This is a genomic window from Janthinobacterium sp. GW456P (assembly GCF_002127655.1).
GTDB lineage: Bacteria > Pseudomonadota > Gammaproteobacteria > Burkholderiales > Burkholderiaceae_D > Janthinobacterium.
The window spans coordinates 180,208-206,810 of record NZ_NEHB01000013.1 but is presented as its reverse complement, the minus strand read 5'-3'; the positions used below and the strand labels follow the sequence as shown (position 1 = coordinate 206,810).

The following is a 26,603-nucleotide window of genomic DNA, read 5'->3' as shown; positions in this document are numbered from 1 at the left end:
GAGACTGCATCATGGCGCAATGTGGAAGCGTGACTTTGGTCGGTGCCGGTCCCGGCGATCCGGACCTGTTGACAGTAAAAGCCGTGAAGGCCATCGCCAGCGCCGACGTAGTGCTGATCGACGACCTCGTCAATCCGGCCGTCCTTGCCCATGCGGCACAGGGCGTGCGCGTGGTCGAGGTGGGCAAGCGGGGTGGCTGCGCCTCCACGCCGCAAGCGTTCATCGAGCGCCTGATGCTGGCCGAGGCGCGCGCCGGCTTGCACGTGGTGCGCCTGAAAGGGGGCGACCCGTATCTGTTCGGACGCGGCGGCGAAGAGCGCGCGTATTTGCGCAGCCACGGCGTGGCCGTCGAGGTGATACCCGGCATCAGCAGCGGCCTGGCCGCGCCGTCCGGCATCGGCGTGCCGCTGACGCACCGCGCCTGGAGCCAGGGCGCCATCTTCGTCACGGGCCACGGCAAGGATAGCGCCTCGGAGCCGAACTGGGCGGCCTTGGCGCAAAGCAAGCTCACCCTCGTCATCTACATGGGCGTGGCCAGGGTGGCGGCCATCCAGGCCGGCTTGCTGGCCGGCGGCATGGCGCCCGGCACGCCCGTGGCCGTGGTGCAATCGGCCAGCCTGCCGGGCCAGCGCCAGTTGCTGAGTACTTTGCAGGAGCTGCCCGCCGACTTGCTGGCAAGCGGCCTGGGCAGCCCCAGCATCATCGTCGTGGGCGAGGTGGTGCGTTGCGCCGATGCCTGGGATGACCATGGTGCCTGGCTGGCCGCCACCGTCTGAGCCTGCCCGCGTCTAGCGGATCGGCAGGGCCACGGGACGGATGGGCGCCGCGTCGCCGCCACGGAATTTCAGCGAGGCGCCGATGAAGGCGAACTGGTACACCTTGTCGCGCGACAGCGCTTCCAGGTCGACCAGTTCCAGGATGGGCGCGCCCTGCTGCGCCAGCAGATAGGTGTGCACGGGCAGGTAATTGTGCGCCACTTCGGACGGAAACGCCTCGAAACTGAGGTTGTCCGCACCCACTACCATGGCGCCGCCGTCTTCCACGAGGAATTTCGCCGCATCGAGCGACAGGCCAGGGGGATTGGCCATGTAGGCTGGCGCCTGCTCATAGTGCTGCATGCGACCCGTGCGTATCAGCACCACGTCGCCTTTTTCCAGCGTGATCTTCTGCTGCGCCAGCGCCGCGCGCAAGTCTTGCCGCGTGACCCGGTAATTGTCGGGCAGCTGCGATAAGCCCTTGGCCACCGCCACATCGATCAGCACGCCGCGCGCGACGATGGGCGGCAGTTTTTCCGCGCCCGTCACGGTCCAGCCCCGGTCGCCCAGGTACTGCTCTTCCGTAAAACCGTTCCAGATCTTGCCGTTCAGGCCGAAGTGGTTGAGCGCGTCGATATGCGTGCCCATGTGCGCATACATGGAGACGGCCGAGCCCGTGTAACTGACGTGGCGGTTCATGGCCTCGCCCACGTGCATGGAATCGGCCACCACGTTGCCCTTCGGCGTATGCGTCATCCACATCTGGTAGGGCGGGTCGCCGGCCGCCTGCCAGCTGGGCATGCCGACATAGAAATCGACGGCCAGGTCGTAGCTCTTGCCGCCGTCGATGCGCGCGAGGATGGCGGCGCGCGAGGCCGGCGTCATCAGGTTCAGGCGGCCGATCTCGTCTTTCGGACCCCAGGGGCTGATGCCCACGTCGGGCAGGGCGGCCTGCACTGGCCCTCCCAGCAGGGCCAGCAACAGGGCGGTCAGGGTGGTGGTTGGTTTGAACATGGAGCACTCCTCATGGCAGGTAAAGAAAGAAGTTGCCATCATATTGTTTTCCATTTCAATGATAATCAGCGATAAAATAATAAGATATTCAACCAGAAGGAAAGAATGATGGATGTCCTGGCGCACATGCGCGTATTTCGCGCGGTGGTCGAGCGCGACAGTTTCAGCAAGGCGGCGCTGGAACTGAACCAGTCGGCGGCGGCCGTCAGCAAGCAGGTGCGCCAGCTGGAAGAGCGGCTCGGCACCGTGCTGCTGGTGCGCACGACGCGGCGCATGAGCTTGTCGGACGGCGGGCGTGCCTACTATCTTGAATGCTGCCGCCTGCTCGACGAGGTCGATGCGCTGGAACTGGCCACGCGCGGCTGCGCCGGCAAGGTGGCGGGGCGGTTGCGCGTGAATGCGCCGTTGTCCTTCGGCCTGAAAGTGCTGTCGCCCCTGCTGCCCGCCTTCATGGCCCGCTACCCGGAAGTGAAGCTGGAGCTGACCTTGGACGACCGCCTGCGCGACGTGGTGGGCGAGGGCTATGACGTGTCGCTGCGCATCCGCGCCGTGCTGGCCGATTCGTCGCTGGTGGCGCGGCGCCTGGGCGACGTCGAGCAGATGATTTGCGCATCGCCGGCCTACCTGGCGCGGCGCGGCACGCCGGTGCGGGCACTGGACTTGCACGGCCACGATTGCCTCGCCTACCGCCTGGCCGACAGTCCCGGCGTCTGGCAGCTGGCCGGCCCGGAAGGGGCGAGCAGCATCGTGCTGCCCGTGCGCTTTTCCGCCGACAGCAGCCTGCTGCTGGCCGATATGCTGGTGGCGGGCATCGGCGTGGGGGCGCTGCCGTCGTTCGTCGCCGCGCCGCTGCTGGCCAGCGGCGCCCTGGTGCGCGTACTGCCGTCGCACGGCATGGCCAGGCGTGGCGTGTATGCCTTGACGCCCGATGGACGCCACGTGCAGGAAAAGGTGCGCGCCTTTTGCGACTTCCTGGCCGAGGCGCTGCAGCCGGCCCAGGCACCCGGTGTTTTCCAGGGCAACCATCGAGGGTAGCGATGGCACGCTTTTTTTCTTCCACAAGCGCGTCGGGCATGAGCTTTGATAGTATCCTCGTACTTGCTGGGCGGCCAGAGCGCCGCACATTCGAGGAAACCGGAATAAGCGATCGACAATGCACACTTTGAGCAAGGGCGGGGCGGTATCGGGCTTCAGGATATGGGCGGGTGGCCTGCTGCTGGCCCTGGCGGTGGGCGGTGCCCTGTATGCGGGCGCGGCGCGCACGGTCACTGACGACGCCGAACAGCGTTTCGACAATCTCACTCATGGCGCCCAGCATAGCCTGATCACGCGCGTAAAAAGCTATTCCGACCTGCTGCGCGGCCTTGAGGCCCTGTTCCGCACCAGCGAGCACCTGACGCGCCGCCAGTTCCACGATTACGTGGCCGGCCTCGATATCGCGCGCCAGTTCCCTGCCATCGAATCGGTCAACTACGCGGCGGCAGTCCCGTCAGCACAGCGCGCCGCCTTCATTGAGGCCGTGCGCCGTGACACCAGCCTGGCGCCGCGCGGCTATCCCGCTTTCACCATCCGGCCTGCGGGCGAGCGGCTTGAATACACGGTGCTCACCTACCTGGAGCCCGATTCCCTGCTGGCCGAACGCATGGGCGTCGATATCGGCGCCAACCCGCTGGTGGCGCAGTCGCTGGCGCAGGCGCGCGACAGCGGCCAGGTGAGCGCCTCGGGGCAGGTGATCATGATCAAGGGGCCGCCCGCGCATGTGGGCCTGGGCATGCGCCTGCCCGTGTACCGCAATGGCATGCCGCAGGGCAGCGTGGCCGAGCGCCGCGCCGCCTATCAGGGTTCCGTCGGCATCGGCTTTGGCGTGGCGCAGCTGGTGCACAGCGCGCTCGAACGCAGCGCCCTGGAACCGCTGCACCTGACCCTGTACAGCACCGCCGACCCGTTGCCGGCCCAGGGCGTGCTGCGCATCGCGCCGCAGGACCGACTGCTGTTCAACGATGACGGCGACCTGGCGGCGGCGCCGCCGCAGCCAGGCAGCGATGCCGACTATTTCGACCAGGTGCTGCCCGTCGCTTACCAGGGCGGCCTGTGGAAAGCCCATTTCCGCGTGCGCAAGGCGGAGCTGTACAGCCCCTTCGACCGCTATTTTCCATGGCTGGCGCTGGGCGTCGGCGTGGCCGGCACCCTGCTCATTTACGGCTATATCTTTACCCTGTACCGGTCGCGCCGCAACGCGGTGGCGCAGCGCACCCTGCTCGATACGGTGCTCGACAGCGTCGACGCCTACGTCTACATGAAGGATGCCGACCTGCGCTACCGCTACGTGAATGCGCGCACGGCAACCATTCTCGGCCGTCCCGCGGAGCAGCTGATCGGCCGCCAGGATGGCGAGTTGATGCTCGGCGATGCGGCCGCCGCCGCGCAGCTGACGGAGCGCCAGGTCTTCGACAGCGGCGCCAAGTTCGTCGGCGAGGAGCGCTTCATCGATGCGCAGGGCCAGGTGCATCACCTGTGGAGCGTGAAGGTGCCGCTGGGCTTGCCCGGTCCCGTCACGGGCCTGATCGGCCTGTCCACCGACGTGACGGAACTGCACCGCCTGAAAGAGCAGGCCGACGCGGCCAGCCAGGCCAAGAGCGACTTCCTGTCGAACATGAGCCATGAAATCCGCACGCCGATGAACAGCATCATCGGCATGGCGCACCTGGCGCTGAAATCGGTGGCCGACGCGCGCCAGCGCGACTATCTGCAGAAAATCTTCCATTCGGGTCAGCACTTGCTGGGCCTGATCAACGACATCCTCGATTTTTCCAAGATCGAGGCGGGCAAGCTGGAGCTGGAAGTGCTGGACTTCCGTCTCGATACCCTGCTGGCGAACATCGCCAGCCAGCTGGGCGACGCGGCCGCCGTCAAGGGCCTGGCGCTGCAGTTCGATATCGCGTCCGAGCTGCCGCAGCGCTGGCGCGGCGACCCGCTGCGCCTGGAGCAGGTCTTGCTGAACCTGACCAGCAATGCCATCAAGTTCTCCGACAATGGCAGTGTCTTCTTGCGCGTGCGCCAGTCCGAGGAGCGCGCCAGCCATGCCATGCTGCGCTTCGAGGTGCAGGACCGGGGCATCGGCATGAACCAGGAAGAGGTGGCGCAGCTGTTCCGCTCCTTCCACCAGGCCGACCCGTCGACCACGCGCAAGTATGGCGGCAGCGGCCTGGGGCTGGTGATCAGCAAGCAGCTGGTGGAACTCATGGGCGGCAAGGTGGGCGTGTACAGCCAGCCGGGCCTGGGCAGCACCTTCTGGTTCACGGCGCGCCTGGAAAAAAGCGCGCAGGGGGCCGACGAACGCATCGCCGAAGTGGAGCCGGAAGTACTGGGCGTGATACGCGGCGCCTCCATCCTGCTGGTGGAAGACAACATCTTCAGCCAGCAGGTGGGCTGCGAGCTGCTGGAAGACGCCGGCGCCACCGTCTGCGTCGCCAGCAATGGCCGCGAGGCGCTGGAATTGCTGGCCCGCCAGCGCTACGACTGCGTGCTGATGGACGTGCAGATGCCGGAGATGGACGGCTTCGAGGCGACGCGCCGCATCCGCGCCGACTCGAAACTTGCCGGCCTGCTGGTGATCGCCATGACGGCCAATGCGGGCAGCGAAGACCGTGCCCGCTGCCTGGAGGCGGGCATGGATGAATTCGTGACCAAGCCGATCGCCCCGAATCTGCTGTTTCACCTGCTGGCGAAATGGTTTCGCCTGCGTGGCGGCATTGGCGGCATCGGCCGCGACAGGCTGTCGGCGGCACCGACACCGCCGCCAGCGCCGCCATCGGACGCCGCGCTGGAATCGCGCGACACGGCCATCCTCGATCTGGCCACCCTGGCGCTCACGTTCAGCAATGACGCCGTGAAGATGCGCAAATACACCCAGCTGTTTCTCGACACGGCGCGCGACGGCATCGCCGAAATGGAGCAGGCCCTGGCGCTGGAAGACCTGGGCCGCCTGGCCGACCTGGGCCACCGCAGCAAATCGTCGGCGCTGGCCGTGGGCGCGCATGCTTTCGCCGCCCTGTGCCTATCGATCGAAGGCTTGCGCCTGGGCGGCGACATGCAGCAGGCGCGCGCCTTGCTGACGGCGCTCGGGCCGGCGCTGGCGCAGGTGGCGGAACAAATTTCCATGGAATTTGCCGCCAGCGACGCCCCTTGAGGCAGGCAGCGGCGATAATATGCGTTTGACGTCTCCGGTCACCCGGTCGGAGACGCGGCAACCCATCGGATCAGCATGCATACACCCGTCACGCCCGGCCTCCTCATCCTGCATGGCAACCAGCTGGAACAGCTGCGCGCCGCCGTCTTCCAGTGGCTGCGCCAGCATCCGCTGGCGCCGCTGGAAACGGACATCTTCCTGGTGCAGTCGAACGGCGTGGCCGAATGGCTGAAGATCGCCCTCGCCGAGGAGATGAAAGTGTGCGCCGCCACGCGCATTGCGCTGCCGGCGCGCCTGCTGTGGGAAAGCTACCGGGGCATGCTGGGCCGCGAGCGCGTCCCGCGCGTGTCGCCGTTCGATAAATCCCCGCTGACCTGGCGTTTGATGCGGCTGTTGCCGTCGCTGCTGGCCGATCCGGTGTTTGCGCCGCTGCGCTACTTCCTGGCCGATGGCGATTGCGAACGCCGGCTGCAGCTGGCCGAGCGCCTGGCCGACTTGTTCGACCAGTATCAGGTCTACCGCGCCGACTGGCTGGCCGACTGGGCGGCCGGGCGCAACCAGTTGCGCACGGCGCGCGGGGAAGCCATCGTCTTGAAGGAAGACCAGCGCTGGCAGGCGCAGTTGTGGCGCGCCGTGGGCCAGGACGTCGAGGCCTTGGAGCGCGACACGGGCCGCGCCGACATCCATGACGCCTTCCTGGCGGCGATCGCCGCCGGCGACGCGCCCGCCGGCAAGCTGCCGCGCAGGGTGGTGCTGTTCGGCGTGTCGGCCTTGCCCTACCAGACCTTGCAGGCGCTGGCCGCGCTGGCGCGCCACACGCAGGTGGTGCTGGCCGTGCCCAATCCCTGCCAGTTCTACTGGGGCGACATCATCGACGGGCGCGACCTGCTGCGCGCGGAAAACAAGCGCCAGCGGCAGCGCAACGGCACCGACCTGGCGCAAATTCCGCTGGAGGAATTGCATGCGCACAGCCATCCGCTGCTGGCCAGCTGGGGCAGGCAAGGGCGCGATTTCATCCGCATGCTCGACGAATTCGACGAACACGCGCAAGCCGAAGGACGCGACGACAGCCTGCGCATCGACCTGTTCGGCGAGGAAACGGGCGAAACCCTGCTGCAGCAGGTGCAGGTGGCCATCCGCGAACTGCGCCCGCTGGCCGAGCATGCGCAAACGCCGCCCGAGGCAGGCGACCGCTCGATCGAATTTCACGTGGCGCACAGCGTACAGCGCGAAGTGGAAGTGCTGCACGACCAGTTGCTGGCCATGTTCGCGCACAGCGCCGAGACGCTCTTGCGTCCGCGCGATGTGGTGGTGATGGTGCCCGACATCGACACGTTTACGGCCGCCATCCACGCCGTCTTCGACCAGTACCGGCGCAACGACGAGCGTTTCATTCCGTTCGAGATCGGCGACGTGAAGGACCGCAGCGTCAACCCGCTGCTCGTCGCGCTCGAGTGGCTGCTGCAGCTGCCGCAGCAGCGCTGCCGCCAGAGCGAAGTGCGCGACCTGCTCGACGTGCCGGCGCTGGCCACCCGCTTTGGCCTGCAGCCGGACGACCTGGCCACCCTGGGCGCCTGGATCGAAGGGGCGGGCGTGCGCTGGGGCCTGGACCAGGAACACCGCGCCGGCCTGGGGCTGGGCGCGGCCGGGGAACAGAATGCGTGGATCTTCGGCGTGCGGCGCATGCTGCTCGGCTATGCCAGCGGCAGTGGCGCCAGCTTCGGCGGCATCGAGCCGTATGCGGAAGTGGGCGGTCTCGATGCGGCGCTGGCAGGGTCTTTGGCGCAGCTGGTCGAGGCGCTGCTGCACTGGCGCACCGTGCTGGCCGGCGCGCGCACGCCGGCCGAGTGGGGCGCGCAGGCGCGCGCGCTGCTGGCCGCTTTTTTCGACGCCGACGACGAGGGCGACCGCCTGACCCTGGCGCAGCTCGAGGGCGCCTTGCAGGGCTGGCTGGAAACCTGCGGGCATGCGGGCTTTGTCGAGCCGGTGCCGCTGTCCGTGCTGCGCGTGGCGTGGCTGGGCGCGCTGGACGAACCGACCCTGAACCACCAATTCGTCTCCGGCGGCGTCACCTTCTGCACCCTGATGCCGATGCGCGCCGTGCCGTTCCGCGTCGTCTGCCTGCTGGGCATGAACGACGGCGATTTCCCGCGCCGCGCGCAGAAGGCCGATTTCGACCTGCTGGCGCTGCCCGGCATGGCGCGCCCGGGCGACCGTTCGCGCCGCGACGACGACCGCTACCTGATGCTCGAAGCCTTGCTGGCCGCGCGCGACAAGCTGTACGTGAGCTGGGTGGGGCGCAATGTGCGCGACAATTCCGAGCAGCCGCCGTCCGTGCTGGTGTCGCAGCTGCGCGACTACCTGGCCGCCGGCTGGTCGCTGGACCGGCACCTGGCGTCGCTCACCACCGAGCACGCGCTGCAGCCGTTCAGCCGCCGCTATTTCGAAGCCGATGGCTTGCTGACCTACGCGCGCGAATGGCGCGTGGCCCACGCCGACGCGCCGCAGGCGGACGACGCGCTGGCGCTGGGGCCGTACGAGCTCGATCCCGGCACGCGCCTGAAGCTGGGCGAGCTGGCCAGCTTCCTGCGCCAGCCCGTCAAGTACTTCTTCCGCCGCCGCTTGAGCGTGTATTTCGCCGATGCGGCCATGCTGGGCGAGGATGAAGAACCGTTCGGTCTGAATGCGCTCGAGCGCTACCTGCTGGAAGACACCATGCTGGACGACGGCGGCGCCGTGGAAGAGATCGACGACGTGCGCGCCAGCCTGGAAGCGCGCGCAGAAAAACTGGCGCGCGAGGGCGTGCTGCCCATCGGCCTGATTGGCCGGCAGGTGCAGGCGCAGCTGGTCGAGGCGCTGGTGCCTGTGCGCAGCGCGTGGCTGTCCTTGCGCGCCTCGTTCCCGCTGGCGGCCGACAAGCGCGCCATCAACTTGCCGTTCGGCGAGGTGCAGATCGACGACTGGCTCGACAGACTGTGCAGCAACGGGCAAGAGACGGCCTGGCTGATGCAGATTTCCTCGAAGGTGACGGACAAGGCCGGCCAGGCGCGCGGCGACAAGCTGATGCTGATGTGGCTGCGCCAGCTGGCCGCCGCCGCCCTCGGCTTTCCCGTCACCGGCTATCTGGTGGCGCACGACGCCATCGTCAGCATGGCGCCGCTCGATCCGGCCAGTTCGCGCGACGCGCTGGCCACCCTGCTGGCGCTGTGGCGCGAAGGCATGAACCATCCGCTGCCCACAGCCTGCAAGACGGGGCTGGCGCTGGTGCAGCAGGGCGACCCGCGCGCCGTGTATGACGGCGGCTTTGATATCTCGGGCGAGCGCGATGAACTGTGCCTGGCGCGCCTGTGGCCCGAGTTTTCCGCCCTGGCCGACGAAGAGGCCTGGGAAGACTGCACGCGCGAGCTGTATGGCCCGCTGGCCGACTGGCTGCAACAACACATCACGATCGACCCGATCAGCGCGCCCGATGACGGCGCGGGAGAAGAACCATGACGAGCCATCTGCTCAACCCCCTGGCGTTTCCGCTGCACGGCTCGCGCCTGATCGAGGCGTCCGCCGGCACGGGCAAGACCTGGACCATCGCCGCGCTGTATGTGCGGCTCGTGCTGGGACACGGCGACGATGACAGCCGATTCACGCGTCCCCTGCTGCCGGCCGACATTTTGGTGATGACGTTTACGCGCGCCGCCACGCGCGAATTGTCGAACCGCGTGCGCGAGCGCCTGATCGAGGCGGCCGCGTATTTTCGTCACGAATTTGGCATTGAATCCGGCGGCGGCGACCCGTTTCTCGACGCCTTGCTCGAATCCTACCCTGACGAGAGCGAGCGGCAAAAGGCTGCGCACCGGCTGATGCTGGCCGCCGAGACGATGGATGAAGCGGCCATCTTCACCATCGATGCCTGGTGCCAGCGCATGCTGCGCGAGCACGCGTTCGACAGCGGCAGCCTGTTCGACGAAGAACTGGTCAGCGACGAGCAGGCGCTGTTCGAGGATGCGGCCCACGATTACTGGCGCCAGCAAGTCTATCCCTTGCCGCCGCAGGCGCTCGACGTGCTGCTGGCATGCTGGCCTGACGTCGGCGCGCTGAAGAAGGGCGCGCGCGAGCTGGCGCGCCGCACCGACATCATGGGCATGGCGGACGAGGAACCGTTGTCCACCCTGATCGCACGCGAACAGCGGGCGCTGGCCGCGCAGCTGGCCACCCTGAAGGCGGGCTGGGTCGAGCGCGTGGACCTGATGGCCGCCTGGATCAACGACCACCGCGCCGCCAATCCCAAGTGTTTTAACGGCGTCAAGATGAAGCCGGAGAACCTGGCGAAGTGGTTCGACGGCTTGCGCCGCTGGGCGCAGGACCCGCTCCTGCTGCTCCCCGCCATCACGGCCAAGGCGTGGGAACGATTGACGACGTTCGGCATCGAGGATGCGTTCGCCAAGAGTTTCACGGCGCAGGTGCCCGAGTGCTTCGAACATACCGAGGCGCTGGGCCGCGCCCTGGCGGCCATCACGCCGCTGGCGCACAAGCTGCACCTGCATGCGGCGGCGGCCATCGCGCGGCGCATGGATCAATTAAAACGCCAGTCGCGCCAGTTCGGCTTTGCCGACATGCTGCAGCGCCTGCACGACGCGCTGGCCGGCGAGAATGGCCCGGCCCTGCGCCAGCGCATCATCGACCAGTACCCGCTGGCGATGGTCGATGAATTCCAGGATACGGCCCCAAGCCAGTACCAGATATTCAATTCTCTGTACCGCATTGCCGACAACGATCCGGCGCTGGGCCTGTTCCTGATCGGCGACCCGAAACAGTCGATCTACGGCTTTCGCGGCGCCGACATCCAGAGCTATCTGGCGGCGCGGCGCGCCACCACGGGGCGTCACTACCAGCTGGGCACCAACTACCGTTCGACGGCGCCGCTGGTGGCGGCCGTCAACCAGCTCTTCCTGCATGCCGAGCGCGCCGAGGTGCCGCTTGGGGCCTTCCGCTACCGCAAAAACGGCGAAAACCCGCTGCCGTTCGAGGCCGTCGACGCCAAGGGGCGCGACGAGTACCTGGTGAACGCCGGCGGCCCGCTGCCGGCCCTGCTGGCCGCCTGCGCCAGCGACGAAGGGCTGCGCGGCGACAGCTACCGCGAATACTTTGCCCAGCACTGCGCCGAGCACATCGTCGCCATGCTGGGCGATGCGCAAGCGGGTTTCGACGGTTCCGACGGATTTGTGCGCCTGCGGCCGGCCGATATCGCGGTGCTCGTGCGCGACCGCAAGGAGGCGGCGGCCATCCGCCGCGCGCTGGCGCGCCGCCGGGTCGCCAGCGTCTACCTGTCCGACAAGGATTCCGTCATCGACAGCGAGGAGGCGCAAGACGTGCTGCGCTGGCTGGCGGCGCTGGCCAACCCGCTCGACGGGGGACTGGCGCGCGCCGCGTTTGCCACGCGCACCATCGGCCTGTCGCTGGGCGAGCTGGCGCGCCTGTCGAGCGATGAGCTGGAATGGGAACGCCGGGTCGAGCAATTGAAGGCCCTGCACCTGATCTGGCAGCGCCAGGGCGTGCTGGCCATGCTGCGCCGCTTCATCCACGAGCTGCAATTGCCCGCCATGCTGCTGCAGCAGACGGGCGGCGAGCGGCGCCTGACGAATCTGTTGCACCTGGCCGAACTGCTGCAATCGGCCAGCCGCCAGCTCGATGGCGAGCAGGCGCTGATACGCTGGCTGGCCGAGCAGATCGCCGGCGAAGGCGAGGGCGGCGACGAGCGCGTGCTGCGCCTGGAAAGCGATGCGGAACTGGTCAAGGTCATCACCGTGCACAAGTCCAAGGGCCTCGAATATCCGCTCGTGTATCTGCCGTTCGCCGTCACGGCGCGCAAGGTCGATAAACGCAACCGCAGCTTCTTCGACTATGCGGATGAAAAAGGCGAGCGCCGCCTCGACCTGTCCTTGTCCGACGAGGCGATGGCGGCGGTCGAAGAGGCGCGCATCGAGGAAGACTTGCGCCTGCTGTACGTCGCCCTGACGCGCGCGCGCCACTTCCTGTGGCTGGGCGTGGCCGCCCAGGCGGCGCGCAAGGCGGGCGAGAACACCTTGCACGAATCGGCGCTCGGCTACCTGCTGACGGGCGGCGACAAGCTGCCGGCGGAGCAGCTGCTGCAGCGCTGGCAGCAGGTGGCGGGCAGCTGCGACGCCATTGATGTGCGTTCCCTGGCGCAGCCCGACGCCTGCACGGTGCTCGACCGCATCGAGCGCCGCCCCGAGCTGCGTCCCGCGCCCGTGTTCGCGGGCGAGTTCGAGCGCGACTGGTCGGTGGGCAGTTTTACGTCGCTGACGCGCCAGATCGGCGCCGTGGCGGCCGCGCACGTGCCGCAGCGGGCGCTGGAAGAGACCTTGCTGGAAGATGGCACGGCTGTGGCCGTGGCCGCGCCGACGCCCATGGGCGACGCGCCGTGGCACCGCTTCCCGCGCGGTTCCGTGCCTGGCAATTTTCTGCACGAGCAGCTCGAGTGGATGGGCGGCGAAGGCTTTGACAGCGTCCACGACGACAATTTCGACACGCGCCTGGCCGCGCGCTGCGAAAGGGCGGGCTGGGGCCACCGCCAGGAGGACGCCATCGCCTGGCTCAGGGAAATCGCCGTCACGCCGCTGCCGCGGCTCGATGCATCGCTGTCGCAGCTGGACAGCACCCTGTCCGAGATGGAGTTCTGGTTCCCCAGCGAGCATTTGTCCACCGAAGCGCTGGATAAACTGTGCACGCGCTTGCTGCTCGATGGCGCGCCGCGTCCCGCGCTGCCGCGGCGCCAGCTGCATGGCATGCTGAAAGGCTTTGCCGACCTGGTCATCGAACAGGATGGGCGCTACTGGGTGCTCGACTACAAGTCGAATGCGCTGGGTGCCAACGATGCCGCCTACCACACGGCCGCGCTGGCGGCCGGCATGGCGCAGCACCGCTACGATATCCAGGGCGCCATCTATATGCTGGCCCTGCACCGGCTGTTGAAAAGCCGGCTGGGCGACGCCTACGACCCGGCCGAACACCTGGGCGGCGCCATCTTCCTGTTCCTGCGCGGTATCGCGAATGCGGACACGCATGGCTGCTACTGGCTGGCGCCGCAAGCGGCGCTGCTGGACGGCCTCGATCAATTATTGTCAGAAGAAGCGGAACATCATGCAGCATAGTGAGCAAATGAATGCCTTGTTCAGCCACGTCGACGGCGTCGCCGGGGATGGCCATCTGCGCCGCCTGAGCGCCGCCTTTGCCCGCTTCATCGCCAGCCTGGACGAGGAGGCGCCGCATGCGCCCGCCGTGGCAGTGGCGTGCGTGGTGCTGTCCGAGCTGGAAGGGCGGGGCCACAGCTGTTTGATGCTGGCTGACCTGGCGGGCGAACCGTCGCAGCTGCTGGGCTGGAGCGAGGAATTGTGGCATGCCGTGCTGGCCGTTTCCGGCCCGCTGCCGGACCGCGTCGCCGGCTGGCGCGCGCTGCTGGCCGGCGCGCCGCAGGTGTGGCAGGTGGGGACAGCCGACGTGCGCCAGCCGCTGGTGCTCGATGGCGACCGCCTGTACCTGCGCCGCTACTGGCGCGACGAAACTCTGGTCGGTGAAAAGATCGCCGCGCGCGCGCAGGATTTGACTAATCCGCCGCTGGCGCAGGTGCGGCAATGGCTCGACATCCTGTTCGACCAGCCCACGCAGGACGGTGGCCCGGACTGGCAAAAGGTGGCGTGCGCCGTCGCCTTGCGCGGCAAGGTGGCCATCATCACGGGCGGCCCGGGCACGGGCAAGACGTACACGGTGGCCAGTTTGCTGACCTTGCTGTTCGCCGTCTCGCCGCAGCCGGAGCAGCTGCGCATCGCGCTGGCCGCGCCGACGGGCAAGGCGGCCGCGCGATTAAAACAGTCGATCGACAAGGCCTTGAGCGGCCTGGCGGAAAAGGTCGGGGAAGCCTTGCCCCTGCTGGAACTGGCGCGGCGCATGGGCGCGGCGCGCACCCTGCATAGCCTGCTGGGCGCGCGGCCCGATACGCGCGCCTTTGCCCACCATGCGGGCAATCCGCTCGACGTCGACGTGTTGATCGTCGATGAAGCGTCGATGGTGCACCTGGAGATGATGGCGTCCGTGCTCGACGCCTTGCCGCCCACGGCCATACTGATTCTGCTGGGCGACAAGGACCAGCTGGCGTCCGTGGAAGCGGGCGCCGTGCTGGGCGACTTGTGCCATGACGCGCAGGCGGGCGGCTACACGGGGGACACCATCGCGTATGCGCAGGCGGCCAGCGGCGTGGCCATTCCCGCGCAGTTTGCCGGCACCGCCGGCGCGCTGGCGCAGCAGACGGTGATGCTGCGCCACAGCCACCGCTTCAGCGGCCCGATCGGCGAACTGGCCTTGGCCGTGAATGCCGGCAGGCCCGATCTGGCCAAGGCGTGCTTCGCCGGAGACAGCGGCGGCCAACTGGCGTGGAGCGTGCCGGCGCAGCAGGAAGACGTGCTGCGCCTGGCCTTGCGCGGGCGCCTCGACGCGCCGGGCGGCTACCAGCCTTACCTGGCGCTGGTGCATGCCGGCGAAGCGGCGTACGCGCGGCATGACGACTGGGTGCGCGCCGTGCTGCACGCTTTTGAAGCGTTCCGCATCCTGTGCGCCGTGCGCGAGGGAGAATGGGGCGTGGCGGGCTTGAACACGGCCATCGAGCTGCGGCTGGAAAAGGACGGGCTGATACGCCGCAGCGAATGGTATGTGGGCCGTCCCGTGATGGTCACGCGCAACGACTACGGCACGGGCGTGTTCAATGGCGACATCGGCCTGACCCTGCGCGACCCGGCGCGGCCCGGCTCCCTGCGCGTATACTTCCTGGAAGGCGAGAACGTGCGCAGCGTGCTGGCCACGCGTTTGCGCCACGTGGAAACGGCGTTCGCGATGACGGTACACAAGTCGCAGGGCTCGGAATTTCGCCACACGGTGCTGGTGCTGCCGCAGGAAGGCGGCGCCATGCTGGCGCGCGAGCTGGTCTACACGGGCATCACGCGCGCGCGCGACTTCTTTACCCTTGTCTCGCCCACGCAGGCCGTGCTGTTCGACGCGATTTTGCGCCGCACGCAGCGCGCCAGCGGGCTGAGAAGGTTGATCGGTTGATGACTTGAGGGGGGAGGTGCATTTCCGCGTGGAAATATATGTGTTGTATTCCGAATATTGACGATAATTGTTCCGTTTTTTGTGTAAAAATGCTTGCATAGGTGAAGTAGTGCAAAAGCACTGTTCACGCCAATACAATCGAAACGAGGAGTCCATCATGTTGTCTTCCCTTCGCACGCGCCTGGTGCTCATTTGCGTGGCCATCGTCGTCCTGTCCATGCTGGCCTTGTCGGTCGCCAATTACGTCACCACGCGCAGCAGCATGCTGTCGTCGTCGGACCAGCAGATGCAGCAGCTGCTGCAAAGCCAGTCCGCCGTGCTGGCGCAATGGGTCGATGGCAAGAAGAAAGTCATGGCCTCCGTCGTCATGTCGGCCGAGACGCCTGATCCGCTGCGCGCCTTCCAGATCGCGGAAAAGGCCGGCGATTTTGCGGAAGTGTTCATCGGCTACGCGGACAAGCGTTCCGTGTTTACCCATCCGGGCCGCCCGGCCGATTTCGATCCGACGGCGCGCGCCTGGTACACGGACACCGTCAAGGCGGGCGTGCCGATGCTCACGCCGCCGTACGTGGACGCGGCCAGCCACAAGCTGGTGGTGTCGTTCACGGCGCCCGTCGGCCCGAAAGAGGCGCTGCGGGGTGTGGCGGGCGCGGACGTGCTGCTCGATACGGTGATTGCCAACGTGGTGGCAATCAAGCCGACGCCGCACAGCTTTGCCTTCCTGGTCGACCAGAGCGGCACCATCATCGCGCATGCGGACAAGGAACTGAGTCTGCAGCCGGTGGCGAAACTCGATGCCGCGCTGTCGGCGGCGCAGGTCAACCGCCTGGAAAGCGCGCGCGCGAGCGAGGCCGTGCGCCTCAATGAGCGCGACGGCAAGCTGTATGTCACGCGCGTGGCGGGCACCGACTGGCTGCTGGCCGTGGTGCTCGACCAGCAGGAAGCCATGCAAGCCTTGCAGACGATGCTGACGACGGCCACCGTCACGGCCGCGCTGCTGACGGGGCTGGCGGCGCTGCTGCTGTCGCTGCTGGTGTTCAAAATGCTCAAGCGCCTGGAACTGGTGCGCGACGCGCTCGACGACATTGCCTCGGGCGAAGGCGACCTGACGCGCCGCCTCGACGCTTCCGGCGTGGATGAACTGGCGCAGATCGCGGGCGCCTTCAACCGCTTCATCGACAAGATCGCCGCCGTGCTGGTGAAGATCCGCACGGCCAGCGAATCGGTCAAAGTATCGTCGTCGGAAATCGCCGCCGGCAACCAGGACCTGTCGTCGCGCACGGAACAGCAAGCGAGCTCGCTGGAAGAAACGGCCGCCTCGATGGAGGAGCTGACGTCCACCGTCAAGCAGAACGCGGACAATGCGCGCCAGGCCAACCAGATGGCGCAATCGGCGTCCGGCGTGGCCAGCAAGGGCGGTCAAGTGGTGGCGCAGGTGGTCGACACCATGGCCTCGATCAACGATTCGTCGAAGAAGATCGTCGACATTATTTCCGTCATCGACGGCATCGCCTTCCAGACGAATATCCTGGCCTTGAATGCGGCCGTGGAAGCGGCGCGCGCGGGTGAACAAGGACGCGGTTTTGCCGTCGTGGCGACGGAAGTGCGCAGTCTGGCCCAGCGCTCCGCTGGCGCAGCGAAGGAAATCAAGCTGCTGATCGACGATTCGGTGGGCAAGGTCGACTCGGGCGCGCGCCTGGTGGACGAGGCGGGGGCGACGATGCAGGAAATCGTCGACAGCGTGCGCCGCGTCACCGACATCATGGGCGAGATCACGGCCGCCAGCGCCGAGCAAAGCTCGGGCATCGAGCAGGTGAACCAGGCGATCGCGCAAATGGACCAGGTGACGCAGCAGAATGCAGCGCTGGTGGAGGAGGCGGCCGCCGCGGCCGAAAGCCTGCAGGACCAGGCCAGCACCCTGGCGCAAGTGGTGGGCGTGTTCAAGCTCGATGACGCTCCGGTCGCCGTGCAGCCGCCGGCCAGGCCCGTGGCGCGCGCGGCCGCCGCGCCGCGCATCGCCAGCCGCCCGGTAGCGAAGGCCGCCGCCAAGCCCGAGCGCAGCGAGGAGTGGGAAACGTTCTAAGCAGCGCTCAGGCGCGCCGCGGCGCCAGGGTCGGCGCCATCTGCTTCGCCACCTCGAAAAAAGCGTTGGTGGCCGGCGTGTTCTGGCGCCGGTCGCGCACGGCCAGACCCACCTTGCGGCTGACGGGCGGGTTCAAGGGCAGGGCGACCAGTTCCGGATACTGCTCGCGCAGGCGCTGCGGCAGGGCCAGTTCGGCGACGATGGACAGGCCGTCGCCACGGCTGACCATGTCGAGGATGGTGATGACCTGGCTGATGCGGTAGGGGACATGCGGCTGCAGCCCCGCGTTGGCGAACAGCGGCTCGATCAGGCAGGCGCAGCCTGCCTCGGACATGATGAACGGCCCTTCGCACAGCTGCGCCAGGGTGATGGCCGTTTCGCCGGCCAGCGGGTGGCTGCGCGGCACCAACGCCATCATCTGGTCTTCCACCAGCGGCGCCGTGTCGAAACGCTCGTCGGGCAGCACGACGAAACCCACATCCACGCGGCGTTCGCGTATCCACTGCACCACTTCATGGTCGGCGCCTTCGTCGATGCGCAGGGCGATGCCCGGATAGCGCAGGCGGAATTGCGCCGTGATGGCGGGCAGCAGGTTCAGCGACGACGTCGGGCCGAAGGAACCGATGCGCAGGCTGCCCTGGCGCTGGCCCAGCACGTCGGCCGCTTCCTGGCGCATCGCTTCCGACAAACCGAGGATTTCGCGCGCGCGCACCAGCAGCTGGCGGCCCACGTCCGTCAGTTCGGCCGACGCCTGGTGGCGCACGATGAGGTCCACGCCCATCTCCTTTTCCAGCGCTTTTAACGCATGCGAGACGGCCGACTGGCTGATGCCCAGCTGCGCGGCGGCGGCGGAAAAACCGTGCAGTTCGGCCACCAGGGTAAAGATTTCCAGTTGCGTGAAGGTCATCGTGTGGCTTCTTTTGTGTATGAGTATTTGCTCATTATTTCATGAGTTGATATTAGTATTAATATATAAGTGTACAGCACGTACGCCACCCGCCGCGCAAGCGGCTTTACAGGAACTCCCATGTCTTCTTCCGCCGTACCTTCAGCCGCCTTGCCTGCCGCGCAATCGCCGCTCGTCTATCTGAAACTGATCTGCGTCGCCCTGTTCTGGGGCGGGACCTTTATCGCGGGCCGCGTGCTGGCGCAGCAGATGCCGCCCATGACGGCCGCCAGCGGGCGCTTCGGCGTGGCCGTGCTGCTGCTCGTGGTGCTGGCGTGGAAGCTGGAAGGGGGCTTGCCGCGCCTGGACCGCAAGCAGCTGGCGACGACGGCCGCGCTGGGCCTGACGGGCATCTTTTTATATAACCTGTGCTTCCTGGCGGCCTTGTCGCGCATGCCGGCCGGACGCACGGCGCTGTTCGTGGCCCTGAATCCCATCGTCACGGCGCTGGCCTCGGCCATGCTGTTCCGCGAACGGCTCGGATCGTTCAAGTGGCTGGGCATCATGCTGGCGTTTTGCGGCACGGCCATCGTCATCACGCGCGGCGACCTGGCCGGCGTGCTGCACGGCACGGGCGGCGGCATCGGCATGGGCGAGGTGTTCATGTTTTGCGGCATTTCCAGCTGGGCCGCCTACACCCTGATCGGCCGGGTCGCGCTGAAGGGCTTGTCGCCGATCGCCGCCACCACGTATGCGGCCATGTGGGGCCTGGCTTTCCTGCTGGTGGGGGCGGCCGTGGAATTCCCGACGGTGCCGTGGCACAGCTTTGGCTGGCAAGTCTGGGCCGCCATCGGCTACCTGGGCGTGTTCGGCACGGTGATCGGCTTCGTCTGGTATTACGAGGGCGTCAAGGCGCTGGGCCCGTCGCGCACGGCCGTCTTCAACAACCTCGTGCCCGTGTTCGGCATCGTGCTGGCGGCGGGACTCTTGGGCGAGCCGGTGCTCGCCTCGATGCTGGTGGGTGGCGCGGTGACGATAGCCGGCGTGGTGATGACCAACCGGCAAGCGAAATAATTTTGGGGGCAGACCCGTCGGGTCTGACCCCGGCAGTGAATGGGCGTTTTCTCAGCCGTGCTTATTTCGCGCGGCGGCGTTTACCAGGCTTGGCTGGCGCCTTCTTGTGCCGGCTGACGGAAGCGCGCATCACTTTCGGCTCTTCGATGCCGTTCTCGGCCGCCAGCATGCGGCGGATGTTGACGGCGTCCATGGCGCGCACGGAATTGGCGCGCGCGTTGAGCAGGATCATGGTGGCGAACTTGCCGGCCGACTTGATGCGCATGATCAGGCAGCGGCCCGCTTCATTCGTGTAGCCCGTCTTCGACAGGCCGATGTCCCAGCCCTTGGCGCCCACCAGGCGGTTCGTGTTGTGGTATTCCACGTCGCGGCCCTTGATCTGGATGATGTCCTTCGAATCGGTGGTGATGCGGCTGATTTCCGGATAGCGCGAGGCGGCCACGGCCATCTTGACGAGGTCGGCCGCCGTCGACTGGTTGTTCGGCGACAAGCCCGTCGGCTCCTCGATCACGGTCTGGCGCATGCCCAGGGCCTTGATCTTGGCGTTGACGGCCACGGCGAACGCCGTCGGGCCGCCGGGAAAGGTGCGCGCCAGCGAGGCGGCGGCGCGGTTATCGGACGACATCAGCGCCAGCTGCAGCACGTCGTGGCGGCTCAGGGTGGCGCCCACGGGCACGCGCGAGGTGCTGTGCTTGAGGGTATCGACATCCTCGCGGTCGATGCTGATCTCTTCCTGCATATTCGCCTTGGAGTCAAGCACGACCATGGCCGTCATGAGTTTGGTCAGCGAGGCGATGGGCACCACCACGTTGGAATTTTTTTCAAGCAAGACTTTGCCTGTGCCGTCTTCGACCACCAGTATCGACTGGGAACCGAAGGGCACGGCGATGGCCGCTGTTGAAAGCGTCATCAGCACCGCGGCGAATATTTTTTTGAGCATGGGATTGTATGTGGGAAAGCAGTTTTGGGGCGCCATCGTGGGCGCTGCGCGCAAATCCGGAACGGGCCGCGTGGGAACGCAGCGTGTATCTCGGAGGCAATATTTGCCAAGCTTAAACAATACCATTAAAGATCAAGCGATGTCTACGGTACAAGCGCGCCACAGGCGGCGTTGCGGGCAATTTGACAAATAAATGGGACTATTCTTGCCGTAGTGAAAATTGTTACGCACTTATTGATTTCATCTTGGAAACTTCGTATGATTTCAGCAATATTGGCAGCGAAGTTCCGGCAGGCGCCGCGCGCTTCGTCGTTGATGCCTGCCGCTTCGTGCTTCGTCGCCCCGCGCTATGCCCCGCAACAGGGGCGCCGTAGACTGCGTTCATGCCTGAATCACAGACCACGGAGAACGCATCGTGTTAAAAAAATATACGGACTGGTACCGCAGTATCGATGAGGAATCGCTGCGGGTGCTGAAACACCCGGAGATAGCGGAGCAGGTCCAGGGACGGGTGCGCCGCTACGTCGCCATGAAGCTGGTGAAGCTGACGCCGATCGAACGCCAGCAACTGCACGATTTTCTGCTCAAGTACCGCGGCGCCGGTTTTTACATCGCCGCGTTCAAGCTGATGCTGCTGTTCAGCGCCATCGGCGTCGTCCTGCACCAGCTGCTGCCGGCCCGCTTCGAATTGCTCAAGGCCCTGGTCTTCAGCAACGGCCTGGGGTTTGCGCTGGCGTGGGGCCTGGTGGGCGTCTGGTTCAATTACCGCAGTTCCGTGCGCTACAAGTTCAGGAAACTCTTGCTGATCATGTCGACCTGCGCGGCCGGGGTCGCGGCCGGCGTGCTGCTGGCCGGCTTGAGCGATACCGGCTCCATGACCATGGCCTTCGAACGACTGCTGCGCGTGGGCGGCATCGCCTTGCTCGTGGCCGGCCTGTTCTACATGGTGCCGCTGGCGGTCGTGACCACCTGGCGCAACCGGCAGTACGAAGCGCTGACGGTGCAGCTGCAGCAGGATGCCGAGCGAGAGCGCCTGGCGCGCGAACTGAGCGAATCGCAGCTGCGCCTGCTGCGCGCCCAGATCGAGCCGCATTTCCTGTTCAATACCCTGGGCGCGGTGCAGCAACTGGCCGAGCAGGGCGCGCCCAGGGCTGCGGCGCTGACGGCCGACCTGATCGCCTTCCTGCGCGCCAGCCTGGCCGAGATGCGCAGCGAGCAAGTGCCCTTGCAAAGCGAGTTCGACATGGTGGCCGCGTATCTGCGCGTGATGCAGGCGCGCATGGGCCCGCGCCTGGGCTTCAGCCTGGACTTGCCGGCCGAGCTGGCGCAGGCGACGATACCGAGCATGATCTTGCTGACCCTGGCGGAAAATGCCATCAAGCATGGTATCGAACCATCGTTGCGCGGCGGCGAGATCCGCCTGTCGGCGTTGCGGGTGGACGGCATGCTGCTCTTGCGCGTGCAGGACACGGGCATGGGCCTGCCGGCCGGCGGCGCGGACAGCGTACAGGGAGGCGGCCTGGGCCTGGAAAACGTGCGCAGCCGGCTGTTGCTGTGCGATCCATCCGCCAGCCTGACCCTGCGCGATGCCGAAGAGGGTGGCGTGATCGCTGAAATAATGTTACCCATCCAAATTGTATCCAGCCTGAAAGTACCCGCCGCATGAACCCCACCATCCTGATCGCCGAAGATGAACCGCTGATGCGCGAGCGCCTGCAAATGCTGCTGGCGCAAGCCTGGCCCGAGGCGCAAGTCGTGCTGGTGGCGGAAAACGGCAACGATGCCTGGGACGGTTTCCTCGAGCATGAGCCGGACGTGGTCTTCCTCGACATCCGCATGCCGGGCATGTCGGGCCTGGAAGTGGCCGAGCGCATCGGCAAGCGCGCCCACGTGGTGTTCGTCACGGCCTACGACCAGTACGCGGTCGACGCCTTCGACGCGGGCGCCGTCGACTACCTGTTGAAACCCGTGCAGGCCGAGCGCTTGCAGCGGGCGCTGGCCCGCCTGCGCGACAAGCTGGACGCGCAGCCGGCCGACATGGCCAACTTATTGCAGTCGCTGCGCGCCGCCTTGCCGGCCGCACCGCGCGACAAGTTGAAATGGATCAGGGCCAGCGTGGGCAAGCAGATTCGCCTGATCGACATCGACGACGTGCTGTTCTTTCAGGCCGACACCAAGTACACGCGCGTGGTGCTGGCCGGTTCCGAAGCGCTGGTGCGCACGCCGCTGAAGGATTTATTGGGCGGCCTCGATCCGGACCAGTTCTGGCAAATCCACCGCGGTACCATGGTCAACGTGAAAGCCATCGAAGCGGCCGAACGCGTCGACGCCGAGCGCATGCAGGTGCTGGTGCGCGGCAGCACGGAAAAGCTGCCCGTCAGCCGGACGTTTACCTATCTGTTCCGCGACTAGCGCTGTGCAGGCACGCGCGCCGCGCATGGCGGGGCGCGTGGGCAACGAGGCAGTGCTTACTGGATCTTGGCGATCGATACTTCCGTCGACTTGACCAAGGCGATGACTTCGCTGCCGACCTTCAAGTCCAGGTCCTTGATCGAGCGCGACGTGATCACCGAGGTGACGATGCCGTGCGGCGTTTCCACGTCCACTTCCGAGACCACGGGGCCGAAGATGATTTCCTTGATCTTGCCGCGAAACTGATTGCGTACATTCACTTCCGAGATAGCCATGATGTTTCCTTTGTGCCCGTAATACGCCATGCGGCGCGACAGGGCCAGAGTACGGCGCGCGCGCAGTTTTGACCACGAATCGATGCGCATATCAATATGCGAAAGTGTTCCGATGCACGCTGTTTTCATTCTGTCATCTTCCTCATTGTTTTTCCATCCGGGTTCTCCAGGTTTTTCTTGATGGCTGCCTCGAATACCTTTGTACACAGCGTCGTCATGGCCTGAATCGGCGCGTCGCTGCGCTCCGGCTTGTGTTCTCGTATGGCACTCATGAAATTGATGCAGTTATCGGTCATGTGGCCTTTCTCCAGCACTGCTTTCACGATCTCGACGCTGGCCCTTGCCAGGTAGCGCGCCGTGGCAGGCGAGACATTGCTGTGGCTACGTCCACCCCATGACTGCGCCGTTCCCGTGGCCGATGCATTGCTGTCGGCAAGTGCCACATCAAGTTTTTTCTCCAGAGCGTCCCTTTCTTTCTCGGCCTTGTCTACGGCCACCTGGGTAGCGGCCAGACGCGCGTCGAGTTGAGCCAGCTTCAATTGGGCGGAACTCGCTGCCTCCTGCAAGGTCTTAATTTCGGCCGTGGTTTTTTTGGGATCGGCCTTGGTGGCATCCTGCAGCGCCTGTTGTGCGTGATCGCTTGCGCTGGCTTGGGCAATGTGCGCATTGCGGACATCGTCAAGGTCGCCTTCGCGTTCGGCGAGGCGTTTCTCCGCCTTGTCAAGCTGTGCCTGGGTTGCCAGCACGCCAGCCGATGCGGCGGACTGGCCTTGTCCCGTCAATGCTGCCTGGCGCGCCACGACCGCGCCCGTCAGTTGTTCGATGGCGAGCACGCCCATTGTCAGGTCTTGCGAGCGTTCCATCAGTAGCATGGTGTCGGCAGGGTTGATCGACTTGTTTTGCGCGAATTCGCAGATACGGAACAGATGTTCACGCATCAGGGTGATCGACTGCGAATGCAAGCCGACGCTGGCGGCATTGGCGCTCAGGGCAGTTGAAATGGAGGCGGCGTTCTGGCCACTGTTAACCCCGGCGCCGGCGGACGAGATGTACGCTTGCAGGGCATCGGGTGTCGGCTCCGCACAGGTGTGCCCCAGGGCGTCGGCATATACGAGGCGCTGCGGAGCATCCAGATGGATGGCCTTCCCATCACCCGGCAGTTCCGTCGTCCGGTTGATGGTGTGCAGGTTGGCGCAAGCCGAGAGCGACAGCAGCACGGCGCTGCCGAAGAGCAGGCGCCAACAGGAAGAAGAAATATGGGACGACACGGAACTGTCTGAAACGGTGTTGTATGTGGCAGGCATGATGTGGCTCCTTGTACGTTAAATGGGGATACTGATCGGCTGGCGACAGCGCCGCATGCAGCCGTCATTGACAACATCGTGCTTGCCGCGCCATCGCCGCGCATCCTTCGGATGAAGGATGCGGCGCTGTTAGGAGGAGGGATGGATCAAGAAGGCGCCGACCCGGTCATCGCCGCCTTTTACCGGGCAGCATTGGAACCGCTGCAGTGGAGCGTGGCGATGCGCGCGTTCGCCCGGCTGGCGGGCGGCGATGTCGCGTGCTGTTTCCTGAAAGCGGAAACGGGCGCGGTGCCGTCGCGCGGCTATGTGACCGGGCTGGACCAGGGGGCGTGGGAGGACGGTTACCGGCGCTACTACCACGCGCTCGATCCTGGCTATGCTGTCCTCGCGCGCGCGCCGCCCGGGCGCATGCATCTGATGCAGGATTATTTCAGCGAGCAGGTCGTGGCGCGCAGTGAATATTTCCAGGATTTCTATTTGCGCGCGGGTGTGCGTTATTCATGCAGCGGTATCGTGCGCGACAATGGCGCGCTGACCATCCTGTCCGCGCACCGCGCCGCCGGCCAGGGGCCGTATGACCAGAGCACGCACAGCCAGCTGCAGCGCGTGCTCGATCATCTGCCGAATGTGTTTCGCCTGCGAGATACGGCGCAGCAAGCCCAGGCCCAGGGCGCGCTGGCCTGGGAGGCGCTCGATGCCTCGCCGCGCGCCCTCCTGCTGGTACACGCTTGCCTGCGCCTGATCTTCATGAACATGGCGGCGCAGCGGCTGCTGGCCGCCACGTCGCCGCTCGCTGCCGTGCTCACCTTGCATGGCGGGAAGGTGCTTGTGCGCATGAGTCAGTTGCAGCAGCAACTGGCGCAGCGCGTGCGGCAGACCTGTGCCGGACTGGCGTGCCACCGTCCCGCTCCCTTGTATGCGAGTGACGCAGACGGCCGGCCGGCACTGGAAATCGGCATCCTGCCGCTGCCCTTGCGGCTGGGCCAGACAGGCGGAGAGGGGGCCAGCCTGGCCATGCTGTCCTTGCGGCCACTGTTCAGGAACGGGCGGCGGCACTGGCCCGGCACGACCGAGCGGCCGTGCGGCCTGACGGGCGCGGAGTGGTCGCTGGCGCTGGCCCTGGCCGACGGCATGGAGCCAGCCGAATACGCGCAGCGCAAGGGCGTGCGTATCAGCACCGTGCGCAGCCAGATCCAGGCCATCCTGGGCAAGACGGGCACGCGCCGCTGCAGCGAGATCGCCAGCCTGTTCAGCGCGCTGGAGTGGGACGCTGGCGCGCAGCCATAAAAAAACCGGGACAAGTCCCGGTTTTTTGTTGATGCAGATCAGATTACTTCTGATAAATCTTGTCGAATTCACCGCCATCGTCAAAGTGTTTCTTTTGTGCTTGTTTCCAGCCGCCAAACACCTCATCGATGGTGAACAGGCTGATCGGCTTGAAGCTGGCCGCGTATTTTTTCGCGACCGTGGCCGAACGGGGGCGCAGGTAGTGCTTGGCGACCAGTTCCTGGCCCGGTTCCGAGTACAGGTATTGCAGGTAGGCCGTGGCTTCCTTGCGGATGCCGCGGCGGTCGACCACCTTGTCGACGACGGCCACCGGCGACTCGGCCAGGATCGAGATACTTGGATACACCACCTCAAAGTTGTCGCCGAATTCGGCGCGCACCAGTTGCACTTCGTTTTCAAACGTCACCAGCACGTCGCCGATTTCGCGCTGCGTAAACGTGGTGGTGGCGCCGCGGCCGCCGCCGTCCAGCACGGGCACGTTCTTGAACAGCTTGGCCACCAGTTCGCGCGCCTGCGCTTCGCTGCCGCCTTTTTTCACGGCATAGCCCCAGGCTGCCAGGTAGGTGTAGCGGCCGTTGCCCGACGTTTTCGGGTTCGGCACGATGACCTTGATGCCGGGCTTGGCCAGATCGTCCCAATCCTTGATGTGTTTGGGGTTGCCTTTGCGCACCAGATATACCATCGTGGAATAGAACGGCGCCGCATTGTTCGGGAATTTCTTGGCCCAGTCGGCCACCACGAGGCCGCGGTCGACGAGGATATCGATGTCATTGGCCTGGTTCATGGTCACGACGGACGCTTCCAGGCCATCGGCCACGGAGCGCGCCTGCTTGCTCGAACCGCCGTGCGACTGCTTGATGGTGATGGTTTCGCCCGTTTTGGCTTTCCAGTCAGCAATAAATGCGGGATTCACATCCTTGAACAGTTCGCGCATCACGTCGTACGAGGCGTTCAGCAAGACCACGGGTTCGGCGGCGCTGGCTGCCATCGGCAGGCTCATGGCGGCGGCGGAAGCGGCCAGGGCGCTGGCCAGGAACCAGCGGCGCGAGCGTTGGGCGAGCGTCGCTGCGGTGGTCGGTACGGCGTTGGAATGGGTCATGTTGAACTCTTGTTGTGAGAATAGACAGACATAGTCTAAAATTCCGGCCGGAAAAGAAACGAATTTTTCGTAATATGCTTAGATACGATTCCCGTTTGCGCTAAAAAACAGATATCGATTTTTGGAAACATTCGTGGGCAAGGCGCGCACCAGCGCTTAGTCTGCAAGCAT

The 26,603-nt window shown here is 66.0% G+C and carries 17 protein-coding genes; 11 read left to right on the top strand and 6 right to left on the bottom strand.

Annotation, left to right across the window (positions count from 1 at the left end):
- Positions 1-11: 11 nt before the first annotated feature.
- A complete protein-coding gene (gene cobA / locus CBW66_RS14380; protein ID WP_086140625.1) occupies positions 12-776 on the top strand; it encodes a uroporphyrinogen-III C-methyltransferase in 765 nt (254 codons plus the stop codon).
- Between the two features lie 12 nt (positions 777-788).
- On the opposite strand, the gene CBW66_RS14375 is transcribed toward cobA, so the two are convergent.
- Positions 789-1,769, bottom strand: coding sequence for a cyclase family protein (locus CBW66_RS14375; RefSeq protein ID WP_086140624.1), 981 nt, complete (start codon positions 1,767-1,769; stop codon positions 789-791).
- A gap of 108 nt (positions 1,770-1,877) precedes the next feature.
- On the opposite strand from CBW66_RS14375, the gene CBW66_RS14370 reads away from it, so the two are divergent.
- The 6 genes from CBW66_RS14370 (at position 1,878) to CBW66_RS14345 (ending at position 17,155) form a co-directional block, all read left to right on the top strand.
- Positions 1,878-2,804: a LysR family transcriptional regulator gene (locus CBW66_RS14370; RefSeq protein WP_086140623.1), complete on the top strand. Its 927-nt coding sequence runs from the start codon at positions 1,878-1,880 to the stop codon at positions 2,802-2,804.
- Positions 2,805-2,922: 118 nt separating this feature from the next.
- Positions 2,923-5,958 carry a CHASE domain-containing protein gene (locus CBW66_RS14365; protein WP_086140622.1) on the top strand — a complete coding sequence of 1,012 codons (3,036 nt, stop codon included), beginning with the start codon at positions 2,923-2,925 and terminating at the stop codon, positions 5,956-5,958.
- Between the two features lie 75 nt (positions 5,959-6,033).
- Complete coding sequence (recC, locus tag CBW66_RS14360; RefSeq protein ID WP_086140621.1) at positions 6,034-9,453, top strand: exodeoxyribonuclease V subunit gamma; 3,420 nt, start codon at positions 6,034-6,036, stop codon at positions 9,451-9,453.
- Positions 9,450-13,124, top strand: coding sequence for an exodeoxyribonuclease V subunit beta (gene recB / locus CBW66_RS14355; RefSeq protein WP_086140620.1), 3,675 nt, complete (start codon positions 9,450-9,452; stop codon positions 13,122-13,124). The genes recC and recB overlap by 4 nt, the downstream gene beginning before the upstream one ends.
- Positions 13,114-15,072, top strand: a complete 1,959-nt coding sequence (recD, locus tag CBW66_RS14350) for an exodeoxyribonuclease V subunit alpha (RefSeq protein WP_086140619.1) — start codon at positions 13,114-13,116, stop codon at positions 15,070-15,072. Before recB ends, recD begins: the two co-directional genes overlap by 11 nt.
- Positions 15,073-15,229: 157 nt before the next feature.
- A complete protein-coding gene (locus tag CBW66_RS14345) occupies positions 15,230-17,155 on the top strand; it encodes a methyl-accepting chemotaxis protein (protein ID WP_086148666.1) in 1,926 nt (641 codons plus the stop codon).
- A gap of 7 nt (positions 17,156-17,162) precedes the next feature.
- Here CBW66_RS14345 and CBW66_RS14340 read toward each other — a convergent pair whose 3' ends face one another.
- Entirely contained in the window at positions 17,163-18,062 is a 900-nt protein-coding gene (locus CBW66_RS14340; protein ID WP_086137653.1) for a LysR family transcriptional regulator, read from the bottom strand.
- Positions 18,063-18,182: 120 nt separating this feature from the next.
- On the opposite strand from CBW66_RS14340, the gene CBW66_RS14335 reads away from it, so the two are divergent.
- Complete coding sequence (locus CBW66_RS14335) at positions 18,183-19,115, top strand: DMT family transporter (RefSeq protein ID WP_086137654.1); 933 nt, start codon at positions 18,183-18,185, stop codon at positions 19,113-19,115.
- A 61-nt stretch (positions 19,116-19,176) separates the two neighbouring features.
- Here CBW66_RS14335 and CBW66_RS14330 read toward each other — a convergent pair whose 3' ends face one another.
- A complete protein-coding gene (locus CBW66_RS14330) occupies positions 19,177-20,055 on the bottom strand; it encodes a serine hydrolase (protein ID WP_086137776.1) in 879 nt (292 codons plus the stop codon).
- A 415-nt stretch (positions 20,056-20,470) separates the two neighbouring features.
- Here CBW66_RS14330 and CBW66_RS14325 point away from each other — a divergent pair, with 415 nt between their 5' ends.
- Positions 20,471-21,721, top strand: a complete 1,251-nt coding sequence (locus CBW66_RS14325; protein WP_086142865.1) for a sensor histidine kinase — start codon at positions 20,471-20,473, stop codon at positions 21,719-21,721.
- Positions 21,718-22,467, top strand: a complete 750-nt coding sequence (locus tag CBW66_RS14320) for a LytTR family DNA-binding domain-containing protein (protein WP_086137656.1) — start codon at positions 21,718-21,720, stop codon at positions 22,465-22,467. The genes CBW66_RS14325 and CBW66_RS14320 overlap by 4 nt, the downstream gene beginning before the upstream one ends.
- A gap of 56 nt (positions 22,468-22,523) precedes the next feature.
- On the opposite strand, the gene CBW66_RS14315 is transcribed toward CBW66_RS14320, so the two are convergent.
- Entirely contained in the window at positions 22,524-22,742 is a 219-nt protein-coding gene (locus CBW66_RS14315) for a molybdopterin-binding protein (RefSeq protein ID WP_034757699.1), read from the bottom strand.
- A gap of 125 nt (positions 22,743-22,867) precedes the next feature.
- The gene (locus CBW66_RS14310) at positions 22,868-24,046 is read right to left on the bottom strand and encodes a hypothetical protein (RefSeq protein ID WP_086137657.1); all 1,179 of its coding nucleotides are present in this window, start codon (positions 24,044-24,046) and stop codon (positions 22,868-22,870) included.
- Positions 24,047-24,187: 141 nt separating this feature from the next.
- Between CBW66_RS14310 and CBW66_RS14305 the strand changes: the two genes are divergently transcribed.
- Complete coding sequence (locus CBW66_RS14305; RefSeq protein WP_086137658.1) at positions 24,188-25,333, top strand: hypothetical protein; 1,146 nt, start codon at positions 24,188-24,190, stop codon at positions 25,331-25,333.
- A 43-nt stretch (positions 25,334-25,376) separates the two neighbouring features.
- On the opposite strand, the gene CBW66_RS14300 is transcribed toward CBW66_RS14305, so the two are convergent.
- Positions 25,377-26,432, bottom strand: coding sequence for a sulfate ABC transporter substrate-binding protein (locus tag CBW66_RS14300; protein WP_086137659.1), 1,056 nt, complete (start codon positions 26,430-26,432; stop codon positions 25,377-25,379).
- Positions 26,433-26,603 lie beyond the last annotated feature (171 nt).

What these genes read in the sequence shown, in the direction of transcription:
- cobA (WP_086140625.1), top strand. Translation starts at nt 12, where the DNA reads ATGGCGCAATGTGGAAGCGTGACTTTGGTCGGTGCCGGTCCCGGCGAT.
- CBW66_RS14375 (WP_086140624.1), bottom strand. Translation starts at nt 1,769, where the DNA reads ATGTTCAAACCAACCACCACCCTGACCGCCCTGTTGCTGGCCCTGCTG.
- CBW66_RS14370 (WP_086140623.1), top strand. Translation starts at nt 1,878, where the DNA reads ATGGATGTCCTGGCGCACATGCGCGTATTTCGCGCGGTGGTCGAGCGC.
- CBW66_RS14365 (WP_086140622.1), top strand. Translation starts at nt 2,923, where the DNA reads ATGCACACTTTGAGCAAGGGCGGGGCGGTATCGGGCTTCAGGATATGG.
- recC (WP_086140621.1), top strand. Translation starts at nt 6,034, where the DNA reads ATGCATACACCCGTCACGCCCGGCCTCCTCATCCTGCATGGCAACCAG.
- recB (WP_086140620.1), top strand. Translation starts at nt 9,450, where the DNA reads ATGACGAGCCATCTGCTCAACCCCCTGGCGTTTCCGCTGCACGGCTCG.
- recD (WP_086140619.1), top strand. Translation starts at nt 13,114, where the DNA reads ATGCAGCATAGTGAGCAAATGAATGCCTTGTTCAGCCACGTCGACGGC.
- CBW66_RS14345 (WP_086148666.1), top strand. Translation starts at nt 15,230, where the DNA reads ATGTTGTCTTCCCTTCGCACGCGCCTGGTGCTCATTTGCGTGGCCATC.
- CBW66_RS14340 (WP_086137653.1), bottom strand. Translation starts at nt 18,062, where the DNA reads ATGACCTTCACGCAACTGGAAATCTTTACCCTGGTGGCCGAACTGCAC.
- CBW66_RS14335 (WP_086137654.1), top strand. Translation starts at nt 18,183, where the DNA reads ATGTCTTCTTCCGCCGTACCTTCAGCCGCCTTGCCTGCCGCGCAATCG.
- CBW66_RS14330 (WP_086137776.1), bottom strand. Translation starts at nt 20,055, where the DNA reads ATGCTCAAAAAAATATTCGCCGCGGTGCTGATGACGCTTTCAACAGCG.
- CBW66_RS14320 (WP_086137656.1), top strand. Translation starts at nt 21,718, where the DNA reads ATGAACCCCACCATCCTGATCGCCGAAGATGAACCGCTGATGCGCGAG.
- CBW66_RS14315 (WP_034757699.1), bottom strand. Translation starts at nt 22,742, where the DNA reads ATGGCTATCTCGGAAGTGAATGTACGCAATCAGTTTCGCGGCAAGATC.
- CBW66_RS14310 (WP_086137657.1), bottom strand. Translation starts at nt 24,046, where the DNA reads ATGCCTGCCACATACAACACCGTTTCAGACAGTTCCGTGTCGTCCCAT.
- CBW66_RS14305 (WP_086137658.1), top strand. Translation starts at nt 24,188, where the DNA reads ATGGATCAAGAAGGCGCCGACCCGGTCATCGCCGCCTTTTACCGGGCA.
- CBW66_RS14300 (WP_086137659.1), bottom strand. Translation starts at nt 26,432, where the DNA reads ATGACCCATTCCAACGCCGTACCGACCACCGCAGCGACGCTCGCCCAA.